10 protein-coding genes are annotated in these 16,071 nt (G+C 55.3%); 9 read left to right on the forward strand and 1 reads right to left on the reverse strand.

Annotated elements, in window-relative coordinates:
* Positions 1 to 453 precede the first annotated feature (453 nt).
* The 8 genes from hsdR (at position 454) to T9A_RS17420 (ending at position 13,624) form a co-directional block, all read left to right on the forward strand.
* Complete coding sequence (gene hsdR / locus T9A_RS07005; RefSeq protein WP_035246391.1) at positions 454 to 3,978, forward strand: type I restriction-modification system endonuclease; 3,525 nt, start codon at positions 454 to 456, stop codon at positions 3,976 to 3,978.
* Positions 3,979 to 4,095: 117 nt separating this feature from the next.
* Complete coding sequence (locus T9A_RS07010; protein ID WP_035246392.1) at positions 4,096 to 5,172, forward strand: Fic family protein; 1,077 nt, start codon at positions 4,096 to 4,098, stop codon at positions 5,170 to 5,172.
* A 27-nt stretch (positions 5,173 to 5,199) separates the two neighbouring features.
* Positions 5,200 to 6,876 carry a class I SAM-dependent DNA methyltransferase gene (locus tag T9A_RS07015; RefSeq protein WP_035246393.1) on the forward strand — a complete coding sequence of 559 codons (1,677 nt, stop codon included), beginning with the start codon at positions 5,200 to 5,202 and terminating at the stop codon, positions 6,874 to 6,876.
* Entirely contained in the window at positions 6,873 to 8,285 is a 1,413-nt protein-coding gene (locus T9A_RS07020) for a restriction endonuclease subunit S (protein ID WP_052042582.1), read from the forward strand. Before T9A_RS07015 ends, T9A_RS07020 begins: the two co-directional genes overlap by 4 nt.
* Before the next feature lie 28 nt (positions 8,286 to 8,313).
* Positions 8,314 to 9,453: a hypothetical protein gene (locus T9A_RS07025; protein ID WP_035246394.1), complete on the forward strand. Its 1,140-nt coding sequence runs from the start codon at positions 8,314 to 8,316 to the stop codon at positions 9,451 to 9,453.
* Positions 9,454 to 9,549: 96 nt separating this feature from the next.
* Positions 9,550 to 11,796 carry an McrB family protein gene (locus T9A_RS16585; RefSeq protein WP_052042584.1) on the forward strand — a complete coding sequence of 749 codons (2,247 nt, stop codon included), beginning with the start codon at positions 9,550 to 9,552 and terminating at the stop codon, positions 11,794 to 11,796.
* 1 nt (position 11,797) lies between these two features.
* Positions 11,798 to 13,357, forward strand: coding sequence for a nuclease domain-containing protein (locus T9A_RS07035; protein ID WP_035246395.1), 1,560 nt, complete (start codon positions 11,798 to 11,800; stop codon positions 13,355 to 13,357).
* 102 nt (positions 13,358 to 13,459) lie between these two features.
* Positions 13,460 to 13,624: a YhfG family protein gene (locus tag T9A_RS17420; RefSeq protein WP_084573419.1), complete on the forward strand. Its 165-nt coding sequence runs from the start codon at positions 13,460 to 13,462 to the stop codon at positions 13,622 to 13,624.
* A 30-nt stretch (positions 13,625 to 13,654) separates the two neighbouring features.
* On the opposite strand, the gene ylqF is transcribed toward T9A_RS17420, so the two are convergent.
* Complete coding sequence (gene ylqF, locus T9A_RS07040) at positions 13,655 to 14,593, reverse strand: ribosome biogenesis GTPase YlqF (protein WP_035246397.1); 939 nt, start codon at positions 14,591 to 14,593, stop codon at positions 13,655 to 13,657.
* A 207-nt stretch (positions 14,594 to 14,800) separates the two neighbouring features.
* On the opposite strand from ylqF, the gene T9A_RS07045 reads away from it, so the two are divergent.
* Positions 14,801 to 16,003, forward strand: coding sequence for an acyl-CoA dehydrogenase family protein (locus T9A_RS07045; RefSeq protein ID WP_035246399.1), 1,203 nt, complete (start codon positions 14,801 to 14,803; stop codon positions 16,001 to 16,003).
* The last annotated feature ends 68 nt before the right edge of the window (positions 16,004 to 16,071 follow it).

The raw sequence follows: 16,071 nt of genomic DNA on the forward strand, positions 1-16,071 counted from the left end.
TTTCGTTAAAAAATGCGCAAGCGAAAGTCCCAGTTGTCACAAAATTTGTGACAACTCAGCGCCTTGCGGATGTCGATTCAATCGACATACTGGTTGACCATGTCGAAATTTTGCCATTCTTTCGACATTGATTGCTCCTGAGATCGCCGACTTATGGGTGAAGTGTCTCTCATGCCGGTTTCTAGCCCCGCCGTAGGAATTCGGGGACGTAACGCACGTAAGGGGTATAGAAGAGAATAGCGGCTCTCAAAACGCGTGACCTGGTCTAGACCAGTAGTGTGATTCGAAAGCGCCCAGCCAGATGCGAAAAGTAGCCAGAGAAAGCTGGCAGCCCTGTGGCCTTGTGATAAGGTTCACAGCAAATATGAATAAACTTCAGGCTGCCAGGGTGGTGGCTGATATCGCTGGTGACAGGGACACTAAACCGGCACCTGAAAGGATTTGGGGGCAGCATTGAATCAGGGAACCACCTCGACCAATTTCGATTTCCTGCAAGAGCACGACCCACTGTTCGTGGAGCTGGCGGCGTCGGCGGAGCGGGCCTTTGCCAGTGACCCCAACACCACCCTGATCAAGCTGCGTCAGTTTGCGGAAGCCATTACCCAGCATCTGGCAGCACGTGCCGGTGTCGATTTTGATGAACAAACCTCCCAGGCGGACCTGCTCTATCGCTTGAATCGCGAGCTGCGCTTCGAACCGGTGGTGCGAGAGTTGTTCCACACCCTGCGTATCGAGGGTAACAAGGCCACCCACCAGTTCCGCACCCAGCACCGCGAAGCCATGGATGGACTGAAAGTGGCACGCGCTTTGGCTATCTGGTTCCACCGTGCTTTCGGCAAGGCGGGAGCCGGTTTCAAACCAGGCCCCTTCACGCCCCCCGAAGACCCCAGTACTCAGCAGCGCCAGCTACAGGTGGAAATCGAAAAACTCCAGCATGAGCTGCAGGAAGCCAACGTCAGCCTGGGTTCCAGTCAGCAGCTCAATGACCTGATCGAAAAAGAAAAAGCGGAATATGAAGCCCTGGCGCTGGCCATGGATGAAGAGTCTCGCGCTCTGGCCAAACAGGCAGAAGACCATGAAGCCGCGCTAAAGCAGCAACAGCAAGATTACGAAAAAACCATCCAGACCCTGCAGCAGCAGTTGAAAGAGCAGGGCGAGAAAGCGGCCTCCAGCCAGATGCAGTACGTGGCCACCCAGACCCAGGCCGCCAGCAAGGAAATCGTGCTGGATGAAGCCCTGACCCGCGTACTCATCGATAACCAGCTACAGGAAGAAGGCTGGGAAGCCGACAGCGAAGAACTCACCTACCAGAAAGGTGCCCGACCGGAGAAAGGCCATAACCGGGCCATCGCAGAATGGCCCACCACCTATGGGGGCAAGAAAGGCCGCGCTGACTATGTGCTGTTCGCAGGCCTTACCCCCATCGCCGTGGTCGAAGCAAAAAAGGAAAACACCAATGTGGCGGGCAAGATCCGCCAGGCAGAACGCTACAGTAAGGGCTTTCAGATTGCGGCACCGTTAGTGCCCGCCTTCGAGCTGGCAGGGCGTACCATCGCTTGGCCCGATGATAATGACGCGCACTACAACGTGCCCTTTGTCTATTCCTGTAATGGTCGCCCCTATGTGCCGCAGCTGGCAGAGCAGTCCGGCACCTGGTTTCGGGATGTCCGCGCACCCAGCAACACCAAGCGCGCACTACCCAAATTCCACACCCCGGGAGGCCTGCTGGATCAGCTCAAACGCAGCAAGGAAAAAGCCGAGCAGGCGCTGCAAAGCGAACCCTTCGGCTACCTGAAACTGCGCGACTACCAGGTAAAAGCTATCCATGCGGTGGAAGACGCCCTGTCACGGGACATCCGACGGGCTCTGCTGGCCATGGCCACCGGCACCGGTAAAACCCGCACCGTTATTGGCTTGATGTACCGCTTCCTGAAAGCGGAACGTTTCAAGCGCATTCTCTTTCTGGTGGATCGCTCAGCGCTAGGCCAGCAGGCCATTGATGCCTTCAATGAAGCCCCCCTGGAACAGAACCAGACACTGTCCAAAATCTATAACGTGGCCGAGCTGGGCGACATGGCTGCTGAAGCGGAAACTCGTGTGCAAGTCGCCACCGTGCAGGCCATGGTCAAACGCGTGTTCATGAGCGACACGCCGCCGCCGGTGGATGCCTATGATTGCATCATCGTCGACGAAGCCCACCGGGGGTACACCCTGGACCAGGAAATGACCGAAGGCGAACTGGCCACCCGCGATGCCAGCCAGTATCTGTCCAGCTACCGCCGGGTGCTGGATTACTTTGATGCTGTCAAAGTCGGCCTCACCGCCACCCCGGCCAAACACACCAGCGACATTTTTGGCAAACCGGTCTACACCTATTCCTACCGGGAAGCCGTAGCCGACGACTGGCTCATCGACCACGAGCCGCCCATTCGCTATGAAACCCAGCTCACCCAGGAAGGCATCAAGTTCGACAAGGGTACAAAAGTGTCCGTCATCAACACCCGGAGCGGCGCCGTGGAAACCGCCGAGCTGGAAGACGAAGTGAGTTTCGAGGTCGACACCTTCAACAAGCAGGTCATCAACGAAAACTTCAACCGGGTGATCTGCGAACAACTGGTGAAAGAACTGGATCCCTTCGGTGATGAAAAGACCATGATCTTCTGCGCCACTGATCGCCACGCCGACATGGTCAAACGCCTGCTTGATGATGCCTTCAAAGCGCTCTACAACGGCACTTACAACCAGGCCGCCGTCGCCAAGATCACCGGGCAGAGCGACAAGGTGTCCCAGTTGATCAGCCAGTACAAGAACGAGCGCTACCCCAGCATCGCCATCACTGTGGATCTGCTCACCACCGGCATCGACGTACCCGCTATCTGCAACCTGGTATTCCTGCGTCGGGTGCGCTCGCGCATCCTCTACGAACAGATGATCGGCCGCGCCACCCGCCGCTGCGACGACATCGGCAAGACCGTATTCCGCATCTACGACCCGGTGGATATCTACGCCGCCCTGGATGATGTGAACACCATGAAGCCCCTGGTGAAAGACCCGAACATCACCCTGGAGCAGCTGGTCAACGAACTGGCCAACCCGGACACCCTGGAGCAGGCCCTTAACGCCCCCGGCGAACAGCAGGACGAAAGCCATGCCGACGTGGTGCTCAGCCAGCTCAGCCAAAAACTCATGCAGGTGCTGCGCAAGGCCGGACAAAAGGCGGACACCAACCCCCAGGTCAAAACCAAGCTCAGCGAACTGGAGCAGCTGTGGGGCGTGGAGCCGAAAACTCTCCACAAACACCTGCACGATCTCGGCCCCAAACAGGCTGCCGCCTTCCTGCAGCAGCATGGCGGCCTGATCGACCAGTTGGCGGAAGTCAAAGTGCTGCTCGGCAGCGAACGCATGCCGCTGATCTCCGATCACGACGATGAACTGAAAGACCGCACTCAGAGCTACGGCAAGTACCAGCGCCCGGAAGATTACCTGGACAGCTTCAACCAGTTCATCCAGCACCAGCTCAATGAGTCCGCGGCCCTGGCCGTGGTGGTCAACAAGCCCCGCGACCTCACCCGTGAGCAACTCAAGGAAGTGCGCCTGCTACTAGACAACAACGGCTACACCGAAGCCAAGCTGCAAAGCGCCGTGCGCAACCAGACCAACAAGGACATCGCCGCCAGCATTGTCGGCCATATCCGCCGCGCCGCCCTGGGCGAAGCCCTCAAACCCTTCGAGCAGCGTGTCACCGAAGCCATGGACCGCATCTACGCTCAGCACAGCTGGGCCCCTAACCAACTCAAGTGGCTGGAGCGTTTGGCCAAGCAGCTGGTCCACGAAGTCATCATCGACCGGGACTTCGTTAACCAGCGTTTTGGCGAGCAGGGTGGCGTCAAAATGCTGGATAAAGTGCTGGAAAATCAGCTGGATACGGTGCTGGATGAGCTGGGGGAGGCGATCTGGCCACCCCAGGATGCAGGCTGATATATATAAAAAACCGAATTTTCTATATATAACTATGCGAATATGTATAGCAAATTGCGAGTTTCTATACCTGATATCGCGATACCTATAGGAAACGGCCGAAACGGAGCGCCACCCATGACCACCGTCACCCCGCTGCCTCTTGAGGATATCGAGCGCTTCGAAACCCGCGCCGTGCTCAAGAAAACCGCAGAGGCGCACCGTTATCTGGCCGAACTCAAAGGGGTGGCTGCCACCATCCCCAACGAAGCCATCCTGATCAACACCCTCACCCTGCAAGAGGCCAAGGACAGCTCCGAAATCGAGAACATCGTCACCACTCACGATGAGCTCTACAAGGCCAACCTGTTTGCCGAAGCGGTCACGAACCCCGCCGCCAAGGAAGTGCAGGACTACGCCTTTGCCCTGCAGGAAGGCTTTCGGGTCGCGCGCACCCAGCGGTTGCTCCGTCTTCACGACATCATCGCCGTGCAGCAACAGCTGGAGCGCAACAAGGCAGGCTTTCGTAAACTGCCGGGCACCGAGCTGAAAAACTCACAGACCGGGGAAGTGGTCTACACTCCGCCGCAGGATGCCAACGACATCGATGCACTCATGAACAACCTGGTGGAGTACATCAACGATGACGGCTGCTGTGATGCCGATGAGCTGGTGAAAATGGCGGTCATTCACCACCAGTTTGAAAGTATCCACCCCTTCTACGATGGCAATGGCCGCACCGGGCGCATCCTCAATATTCTCTACCTGGTGGCCAAGGGGTTGCTGGATCTGCCGGTGCTTTATCTCAGCCGCTACATCATCCGCAACAAGGGCGATTACTATGCCCAGCTACAGGCCGTGCGGGATACCGGTAACTGGGAGCCCTGGTTGCTCTACATGCTGGAAGGCGTCGCGCAAACCTCCCAGACCACCATCCAGTTGATTAATCAGATCAAGCAGCTCATGCAGCACTACAAGCACCGCATGCGTGAAGAGCTGCCCAAGATTTATCGGCAGGAGCTACTCAACAACCTGTTCAATCACCCCTATACCAAAATCGACTTCGTAATGAACGATCTGGGTGTCAGCCGAATTACCGCCACCCGCTACCTGGATCTGCTGGTCGACCATGGCTTCCTGCACAAGGAAAAGATTGGTCGCGCCAACTACTACATCAACCAGCCGCTGTGCGAACTGCTCATCGAGCACGCATAACGCCAATGGAATAACGGAAACACCTTCATGACTAACAACGATATCGTCCAGAAACTCTGGAACCTCTGCGACGTCCTCCGCGACGACGGCATCAACTACTCCGACTACGTTACCGAGCTAGTGTTGCTGCTGTTTATCAAAATGGTTCACGAAAACACCGAAGCGGGCACCCTGAAAAACCACCCACTGCCGCCAGGGTGCCGCTGGACCGATCTCAACGAAAAATCCGGCATCAACCTGCTCAACGACTACAAGCGCATCCTGCTCAGCCTTTCCACCGGCAAGGACAACGACGGCAAGCCGGTCCACGAAGACCCGCTCATCAGCGCCATCTACGCCGACGCCCAGACCCGCCTGCGCGAGCCCCGCCATCTGGAGCAGATGATCAAGACCCTGGACCAGATCGACTGGTTCAGCGCCCAGAAGGATGGCCTCGGCGATCTCTACGAAGGCCTGCTGGAAAAGAACGCTAACGAAACCAAATCCGGCGCCGGGCAATACTTCACTCCCCGCGCCCTGATCGATTCCATGGTGCGCTGCATCCGGCCGCAAATCGGCGAAACCATTCAGGACCCGGCCGCCGGCACTGCCGGCTTCCTGGTGGCCGCCGATCAGTACATGCGCGAACAAACCGATGACTATCTCGATCTCAGCGCCAAGGATGCCAAGTTTCAAAAGAACAAGGCCTTCATCGGCGTGGAGCTGGTGCCCTCCACCCGCCGCCTCGCCTTGATGAACTGCCTGCTCCATGGCATGGAAGGCGACAAAGAGGGTGTGGTTCACCTGGGTAATGCCCTGGGTATGGTCGGCCAGAGCCTCGACAAGGCCGACATCATCCTCGCCAACCCGCCCTTCGGCACCGCCAAGGGCGGCGAAGCCTCCATCACCCGAGATGACCTCACCTACAAGACCAGCAACAAACAGCTCGCCTTCCTGCAGCACATCTACCGCAACCTCAAACCCGGTGGCCGCGCCGCCGTAGTGCTACCGGATAACGTGCTGTTCGAAGCTGGCGTCGGCACCGACGTGCGCCGCGACCTGATGAACAAGTGCAACCTGCACACCATCCTGCGCCTGCCCACCGGCATCTTTTACGCCCAGGGGGTCAAAACCAACGTACTGTTCTTCACCAAAGGCAGCGCCAAAGACAAGCTGCAAGAAGAAAACTGCACCGAAAACGTCTGGGTCTACGACCTCAGAACCAACATGCCCAGCTTCGGCAAACGCACCCCCTTCGGCGAACAACACCTCAAACCCTTCGAGTCTGTTTTTGCTCCCCTCGCCCCTGCGGGGAGAGGGGCCGGGGGAGAGGGGGGCGCGGCGCAAGCCGCCTACCCACAAAACCGCACCGAAGGCGAATACAGCTTCAACGCTGAAGAAATTGATCTAAGCGCCGATGCAAAAAAAGCCGAAGAAAACCAGGACGCCGACGAACAACTCATCAAAAGCCGCTGGCGCTGCTTCACCCGCGAATGGATCGCCAACCACAAGGGCGACTCGCTGGATATTGCCTGGCTCAAGGACAGTGACAGTGTGGACGCGGCGAACCTGCCTGAACCGGAAGTTTTGGCCGGGGAAGCCATGAGTGAGTTGGTGCAGGCGTTAGGAGAGCTGGATGGCTTGATGCGGGAGTTGGGGGCAGAAGAGGAGGCTGATGGGCAAAGAATACTGCTGAAGGAGGTTCTTGGGGAGCGGCAATTATGACAGAGGCAGTCAAACCCCTTGAGTGGATTCGGTCCCCCCTCGGTGAGATAGTTAGTTTTCAAAATGGATTTGCTTTTAAAAGCAGCACTTATTGTGATGATGGTGCATTTGTTATCAGAATCGGCAACGTACAAGCAGACGGCATATCGCTTCATAATCCTGCCTACGTCAATATTGAACAGCTCGGCGCAGAGAAATTCATGCTCCGGTGTGGGGATATGCTTATGTCTCTCACAGGGAATGTGGGGCGTGTTGCAACAATTAGAGAAAAGCATTTGCCTGCCGTATTGAATCAGCGTGTTGCACGGCTAGTTCCATCGGTAAAAATGGATAGTAGGTATATTTATCACCTAACTCGGTCAGACTTGGTTCAGAGAGAAATTCAGAGGTCAGCTAAAGGAGCTGCTCAGCTTAATATAAGCACAAAAGATTTGTCTTTGATTGAGGTGGTTATCCCGCCGCGAGCCGAACAAAAAACCATCGCCGAAAAACTCGACACCCTGCTGGCCCAGGTGGAAAGCACCAAAGCCCGCCTCGAACGCATCCCGAAAATCCTCAAACGCTTCCGCCAATCCGTCCTCGCCGCCGCCGTGAGCGGGAAGTTGACGGAAGAGTGGCGAGGAACAAACGCAATTTCATTCCAGCAGCCTCCAATCACTATTGGTCGAGAGTATGAGGAGGTGCCTGAAGGGTGGGCTTGGAATGATTTGGTTGATTTGGCAAAACTGGAGTCTGGCCATACCCCAAGAAAGTCTAGAACGGATTATTGGGAAAATGGTGATGTTCCTTGGATTAGCCTTCAGGATATTCGGGCCGCTCATGGCAGGGTAATTGAGAAAACAAAGTTCATGCCCAATATGAAAGGGATAGAGAATTCCAGTGCGCGAATTCTTCCAAGGGGCACTGTTTGTTTCTCCCGTGATATCTCTGTGGGCTATACGACAATCATGGGCTGTGAAATGGCAACGACGCAGCACTTCGTGAATTGGATATGTAGTCCTGAGCTCAATAATTATTACCTGATGTATGCTTTTATGGCGGCCAAAGATCACCTGACAATATCGGGGCAAGGGTCAACGGTAAAAACAATCTACATGCCTGCATGTAAAAAATTTCGCCTGATTGCCCCGCCGCTTGACGAACAAACCGAAATCGTCCGCCGCGTAGACCAACTCTTCGCCTACGCTGACACCATCGAAACCCAGGTCAACAACGCCCTGGAGCGGGTCAATAACCTCACCCAATCCATCCTCGCCAAGGCCTTACGCGGTGAGCTCACCGAACAATGGCGCAAGGACAATCCCGACCTGATCACCGGCAAAAACAGCGCCGAAGCTCTGCTGGAAAAGATTAAGGCAGAACGCGTAGCGGCCAAGCCGGTGAAGCGGGGAAGGAAGAAGGCGAAATGAAGTCGGATTCAAGGTTTGAGCGATAGTCATGACTGCTAGAGACTCTCTTCCTGACATTGAGTTGGCATGGAACAGCCGCTGGTGGGAAAAGCCGGTTTGGCGTGACCAGGTTGCGCTATCGGATGCGCGGATCTCTAAACTGATGTCAGTGTTAAGAGGTGTTTTCGATGCGGGCTGGCAGGCAGAGAACCAGGATTACCCGAGACATCCGGTCTACCAGAAACTGGTGTTCGGAGAGGGGATTTCACAATTCGGCAGCTTGCTAGCGAAGGCGAAGCAATATGAGTTGCTCCGCAATGTTCATGGCTTCAAACGGGTAAGGGAGGGCTATGAAAATCCCGCGACCTGGGAAGCCGCGGACCTGGAGATGTTGATGGGGGAAGTCTTTTCCCATCCGGGTTTTGAACCCGAATACATAGTGCCGCGTTCTCGAATGGGGAAAACGCCAGATCTGATCGTGAGCACAGAGGCCGGACGCTTCACCGTCGAATGCAAGCGCCTTCAGGAAGCCGATGGCGAACAATGGATTGGCGGTTATCAGATGGCGTGGCCCCAGTATCTCAGGAAAGCCGCGGAGCCGTATGGCCTGTTTCTTGATAGCGGATATAAGGAGATTGATATCAGGGATTATGGCTATCCAGATAGCCTGTCCCCGCCATCACTGCCTGCCGCCATCGATGCAGCCCCTTTCGTGGCCTTGATCAATAGCCTGAAGCAGAAGAGAAAGAGCAATGTGCTGGTTGCTCACCAGGAATATAAGCTGGCTTTGTTGGATGGGGCAGCCAATTTGGACTTCATGACTGTGCCGGGGTTAAGTGAAAATTTTCTGCTCAGGCGGCTGATCGGGAATGGGCTGAAAGCAGGCTCCAAGCAGGTCATGACCTACTATGAAAAGGAAGGTGTCCCTGGAGTGGTATCCATATGGCAGGGCTATCCCTGCGATTTCTCACGGCTGGGTGGAGCCATTGTTAAAGAATTGATGAAGCCAGAGCATGAGGGAGTGATGGGCGTTATCGTGCACCAGATGGGAAATATCCTCACCCATCAACCTCCTCTTTGGATAAAGAGCCCTCTGTATAGAGATGAACCAGTTCTGGAGGCCATCGAGTCAAGGCTGGTGCAGGCTTTCTGTCCCGTTGTGTATTCTGGGCGTTGTTGGGGAAAGTGAAGCTCTGTTGGGAATAGCTGGATCTCAGTCATTGATTCCAGCGGTTGAGAATAATTGGTTGATGTGTATTACGGGATTGCGAATGGAGAATCTCATATGGATTTGAGCAATGATCAGCAGCTTGCTGAGGTGCTGGCGAAAATTGATCCGATGGAAGTGAATGCAGGATGGGTAAACAATATTGTCAATTTCCTTGATTATGTCAGGGCGGCGGATCTTGATACCCGAAAGACGCATGAGTTTCAGCGTCGACTTTGGGAAGACAATCCTGTTTCCGGTATTGGAATGGGGACTGTTGATATCAGCGCTGCACTGGATGATCCTGAGTTCTGCTCATGGATGGCAGAGGAATCTTTCAAACTATTGCCGGAAAGCCCTGATGCAAGAAAGGCGTTTCTGCAGAACTTTTTCAATCAGATAGTAGAAAAGCTGAAGCAATATTCACGGCGCGTCCCGTGGATGAAAATATTTCGGGCCTTGGCTGCGCTTTATCCCCGTTACTTTACAACCATCACTTACCGGCGGATGGCCTTTGAGTGTCATCGGGCCTGGTTTGGAAAGCGCAGAAAGAAGCCCGGCCCGCTAGCCTGTCAATTGGACATGATGGCGAAGCTGGATCAGATTCTTGGCCCTGCCGAAGACTCGACCGAAGCGCTTGCCATCCGTATGACTTTACCCTGGATGGTATACGAAGCTCACGTTCAAGTGGAAAGCGCTGAGCCTGAAGTTGAATCCGCTAACAGTCAGGGCGATATTGAGTTGCGACCACTGCCAGCGTTGCAGCGGCGAAAAGGTCTTAACAGCGTACGCAATGGATTGGCGATGCTGGCCAGTGCGGTCAGTTTTGTAGTGGATGGGGTCACTCGGGAAGAGCTGATTGATTTTTTGCGGGGAGAGTTTCCGGATTACAGCGATGCTTCTTTGAGAACCGTTGTTAGCCTTCTCAAGAATGAATTCTATGTGGTTCAGGAGGAGGGAGGCGTCTTTACTCCCACAAGCAGGGGGGAGTCGTATCTTCTGGATAACGATCCGTCTGAACTTGTTCCCCTGTTGATCACCCGAACCCTGGGCGTCGATCATTTGTTTATTCGCATGAAGAATGGTCCGGTTCAGGTAAGTGAGCTGCTTGATCTCCTTCAGTCTGTAAACCCTGGCTGGAAGTCGCAGTTTGCACCCCGCGCATTACTTAAATGGATGCGTGATTTCGAACTGGTAGAAGATTGCCGGGATGGAAACTATGCCTTGACTGAATCCGGCCGATTTTGGGCTAACCAGATTGATTGGGAGCCAGAGTTTCTGCCGAAAGAGAGCGTTAGTGAAGATGTTCTTCCTGTCGATGATGCCGCAAAACTGGATATGCGGGGTGTCAACCAGGAAAGGATGATTGCATCGACTATCGATGGTCTCGCATTTTCTCCCCGTTTGGTCAGTCAGCTGCATGTCGGGTTGTGGGCAAATCCGCGCCGTCATTTCGCGATTCTCGCTGGTTTGTCTGGCTCTGGGAAGACCCTTTTGGCGCAACGCTATGGACAGGCAGTAATGGCTCAGTTTGCTCTGCCAGCTGAGGATCATGTGCTTGTGATGGCTGTTCAGCCGGGCTGGTATGACCCTTCTCCATTGTTTGGCTATATCAATCCGCTGCAAAGGGACCATTATGTCAGATCACCTCTTCTGGATTTTTTGCTAAAGGCAGTGAATCGTCCGGATCAGCCCTTTATGGTGATTCTGGATGAGATGAACTTGTCCCATCCGGAGCAATACTTTTCGCCTGTGCTATCTGCAATGGAGTCTGGTGAGGATCTGTGTTTACACAATGAGGGGGATAGCTTTGATGGTGTGCCGGGCCAGATACCGTTTCCTGCCAATGTGGCGATTATTGGCACGGTAAACATGGATGAGACGACTCATGGGATTTCCGACAAGGTACTGGATCGTGCCTTCACGCTGGAGTTTTGGGATATTAGCCTGGACGACTATCCCCGCTGGGGCAGTTTTGGGCTGGATGCAGAAGAATTGACGACTGTACAGGCCTGCCTTGCTGGCTTGCTTGATGCATTGGCCCCGGAGCGACTGCATTTCGGCTGGCGTACAGTGGAAGATGTGTTGTCCTACCTTTCTCTGGCCCGCCAGGCTTCAGGATTTTCGTTTGTCGATTCTCTGGACGATGTGGTTTATGCCAGGGTCCTGCCGAAGTTGCGTGGAACGGAAAGTGAGCGTTTACGGATGGCGATGGATGAGACGATCAAGATCCTGGATCAGCATGGGCTGGAACGCAGCGTGAATAAAGTGAAGTCTCTAAAGTCAGATCTTGCTGATATTGGCATGATGCGATTCTGGCGATGATATGGAACTTCCTGTCTTTCTCGAATCAGAAGGGGGGCTGACTCAGGTCGGCTGTCTGTCTGTTAGGGCAACACTGCAAGGCTTATATGAGCTTGGCCGTTATCAAATTGCGGTGCCTTTCAGTGGTGCGCGCTTGTACGTGGATGACGCCTTGCTGGAAATGGATCGCCAGCAAGCATTCTGGATTTGGCAGCCGGGATTTTATTCCGGTGAAGTGACGGTTGAACTTGAACTGGCCGACGAAAGCAGATTTTGGCGTTACGTCGCAGATGTGGCGCCTGCAGAAAACAAGTCCGGGCGGGATCAGTTCCATGAATACCTTTCCGCGATAGTAGAGTACTCCCCATCGCTGGTACTGGGCAGCGAGCCAGGAAAGCATGGCCTGGCCGGTCAGTCAGATAATGCACGGTCTATTTGGTTGCGCTATTTTCGCCTCAAGAAGTATGTATCAAGTTATCTTGACGGACTAAAACTAATCAGCGAACGGCCTGTAGTTAGGCCTGAAAGCTATCGGGAGCAGGTGCCGTTGTCGATGGCCCGCAGGGTGGATGTGGCCACCTTGCGGCGGCTGGCGGGTGATCCTGCCTTGCTGGCTGCATTTGCAGGCGTGGGGGACGAGCCGCTCCATGATCCCGCCGGAAAATATCTGGATGTGCCATTTCATGAGCCAACCCAGGATAATCCTGCTAATCGTCTAATGGCAGATCAGCTGAATACAGTTAGGCGACATGTCAGGACCTTGGCTGCGATCTTGTCTGATTGGAAAGACAGGACGTCAGATACTGAAACGGATCTGTTGCCACGGTTGCCGAGAAAGTTGGCATTCCTGCGTGATATCGATCAGAAGTTATTGCGCTATTCACGCATGGAGCCGTTCTGTCATGCCAGTGAAAACCGGGGCGGTGTTGCCGGACTGAATACCGTCTCTGGTCATCCGCACTATCTCCGTGCTTATCAGTCTGGCGGCCGAATTATTCGCCGTGGAATCAACTCGCTTTCCCCTGATGAGAAGCACTATCTGGCGCCGACATGGGCGATCTATGAAGGCTGGTGTTTTGTCGTTCTTGCGCAGGCTCTGGAGGCGGCGTTTCCTGAATACAGCTGGTCGCTGGATCAGCCTTCAAGCACGGTTGATCATTGCCTGACAGGTCGAAATGGCGATGCTTCCATTCGGCTTTATTCTCAGCTGGTTTGTGGATCGATGCTAAGTCGCAACCGCTATGGCTATTGCTCTGTGTCACGCCAGCGAATACCGGACCTGCTTTTAGAAGTTGATGACTTTAGTGGAAAGCGCTTCATGTGCTTGGACAGTAAGTACTCTGTCAGTCGATCCAGAATTCTTGATGCCATGGCGTCGGCGCATATCTATCGGGACTCTATAAGAAGGGGTGATGCTACACCTGTTCTATCTATCTTGCTGGTGCCGGACTGTGAAAGTGGTATTAGTATGCTGACCAATAACAGTTTTTGGGGGGAGCATGGCGTCGGCTGTTTTGCGCTCTGCCGGGATCCTGATGCGGAGTTGCTCCTTGATCGGCTCAGATCAGCGCTGAGTTTCTAGTTGTGCGGGAGATATGAATCCAGCGCGAAGCGTTGATCAAAATATGCCACTTTTTACTGATATTAATATGATCTTAGGTGTGAATTTACCCGAAGGTGCTTTATGTCTTCTCCTTCTTTGAAAACCAAAAAGGCGTATTTCGCCAGCGTTCGCCGTCGCAATTATGAAGCGAGTTTGAGACTAGAGGGCTTTGATGTCACCCCTAGGGCGTCCGGATCACGATTTGTTTCTAAAGAAGACGCCATACGTTTTCATCGTCGCCACTAATGATGTTTTGTTATTGCCAATGGGATAACACTACTTCTGCCCCTTCGCCTTATACGCCGCCTTCCTGGCCTTCTTCTTCGCCTCCTTTTCTTCCTCTTTCAGCCTCCGTATCTCCGCCACCTTTACATGCTCCTGCTCTGCCATGGCCGGGGTTTCCAGGGTGAGCTGGCCGAGTCTGCCGCCGCGGTATTCGCTGATCAGCAGGGTGGCGGCGCGGTCGAAGTCCACGTGGCCGCCGCTGCCCAGGCAGCCCCGTTGTTTGCCGATGGTTTCCAGGAAGGGCACGCCTTCTTCGGGCAGGTCGTCGCGTTTGAAGCGCTCTTTCATTTGTTCAGGGTAGGCCTGCATGAAGTATTCGGCGGCGAACAGGGCCACGTCGTCTTCCTGCATGGCGGTGGCCTTGATGGCGCCGGAGAGGGCCAGGCGGTAGCCGCTGTTACGATTTTCGATTTTCGGCCAGAGTATGCCGGGGGAGTCGATGAGGATCAGGCCGCCGCCCAGTTCGATACGCTGCTGACGCTGGGTCACCGCCGGTTCGTTGCCGGCCCGGGCCACCTGACGGCCGGCCAGGGTGTTGATGAAGGTGGACTTGCCCACGTTGGGTATGCCGGTAATCAGGGCGGTAATGGTGGTGGCCCGGTCCCGCTTTTTGTGGACCATCTGCTGGCAGATATCCGCCAGTTTGCGCATCGGTTCCGGCTGGTGGGTGGTGATGGCCAGGGCGCGGACGGTGGGGTCTTTTTGCAGGTGCTCAAGCCACTGCTGGGTGATGGCCGGGTCGGCCAGGTCGCTTTTGCTGAGCAGTTTCAGACAGGGCTTGCCGGCACGGAAATTCTCGATCACCGGGTTGGAGCTGCTGTAGGGCAGGCGGGCGTCGACGATTTCGATGATCAGATCCACCTTGGGCAGGATCTCGCGGATCTCGCGGGTGGCCTTGTTCATGTGGCCGGGGAACCAGTTGATGCTCATAAGCGGGTGTTGCCTGTCTGCATGGAATATCGGCGCATTATAGCGGACTTGCTCCGGCGGGGCGTGGATCGTAACCGGGTTGCCTTGAGTCAGGAGGGGGCGGACCTTTGACGCTTTGCGCCAGGGGCGTGATACGAATCGTCATTAGTGTCTCATTTTGTCTCCCGTACACTGGGTCCACTGAGTCTGATAACAGCGGAGTAGGGTATGGATCTGCGGGTGCCGGAGCAGGAGAAGGCGTTTCGGGATGAGGTGCGCACCTTTCTGGAGGAGAGCCTGACCCCGGAAATTCGGGAAGCGGGCAGGATGGTGACCTCGGTGTTTGCGCCGGTGAAGGAAGCCATGGCCTGGCAGCGCATTCTCAACGACAAGGGCTGGGCGGCGCCGCACTGGCCGAAGGAATTCGGCGGCACCGGCTGGAGCGTAACCCAGCGGGCCATCTTTGCGGAGGAGCTGGTCCGTGCCGAGACGCCGCCGCTGGTGCCCATGGGCCTGCACATGTGCGGCCCCTGCCTGATCGGCTGCGGCACCGAGGAGCAGCAGCAGGAATACCTGCCGAAGATTCTCAACGGTGAGCACTTCTGGTGCCAGGGCTATTCCGAGCCGGGTTCCGGTTCTGATCTGGCGTCCCTGAAGACCTTTGCCGAGAAGGATGGCGACGACTACATCCTCAACGGCACCAAGATCTGGACCACCTACGCCCATTACGCCAACAAGATGTTTGCGCTGGTTCGCACCAATCGCGATGGCAAACCCCAGCAGGGCATTACCTTCCTGCTGCTGGATATGGATCTGCCGGGCATCACCATTGAGCCCATTGTCGGCCTGGATGAAGTCAGCGAGCAGTGCCAGGTGTTCTTCGACAATGTGCGCGTGCCGCAGAAGAACCGGGTGGGCGAAGAAAACGATGGCTGGACCGTGGCCAAGTACCTGCTCACTTTCGAGCGTGGTGGCCAGGAATATGCCCCGGGCCTGAACGTGATGCTGGAAAAGATCCGGCTGATGGCCGAGAAGCAGCAGACCGCCTTTGGCCCGTTGAACCAGGACCCGGTGTGGCAGTACAAGTTTGCGGCCCTGGAAGCGGATGTGCTGGCGTTGGAATTTACCGAGATGCGTATCAAGTCCGCCCTGTCGGCAGGTAAGGACCCGGGGGCGTTGTCGTCCATGAGCAAGATTCTCGGCACCGAGCTGCTGCAGAAAGTCACCGAGCTGCGTATCGAAACCCTGGGTAGCCAGAGCGTGATCTGGCAGCCCCAGGCCCTGGTGCCCGGCGAGGAACAGCCGGTGATCGGGCCGGAGTATGCACTCACTGCCATGCCCCATTATCTGAACTCGCGGGCCTGTTCCATTTATGGCGGCTCCAATGAAGTGCAGCGCGGGATTATCGCCAAGGCGGTGTTGGGGCTGTAAACGATAGTGTTGGAGCCTTGCTCGCAAGACGAAGCGCGTAGACGAGGGTATTCGCCTTGCGAGCAAGG

The sequence above is a fragment of the Alcanivorax jadensis T9 genome, from assembly GCF_000756655.1.
In the GTDB taxonomy this organism is placed as follows: Bacteria; Pseudomonadota; Gammaproteobacteria; order Pseudomonadales; family Alcanivoracaceae; genus Alcanivorax; species Alcanivorax jadensis.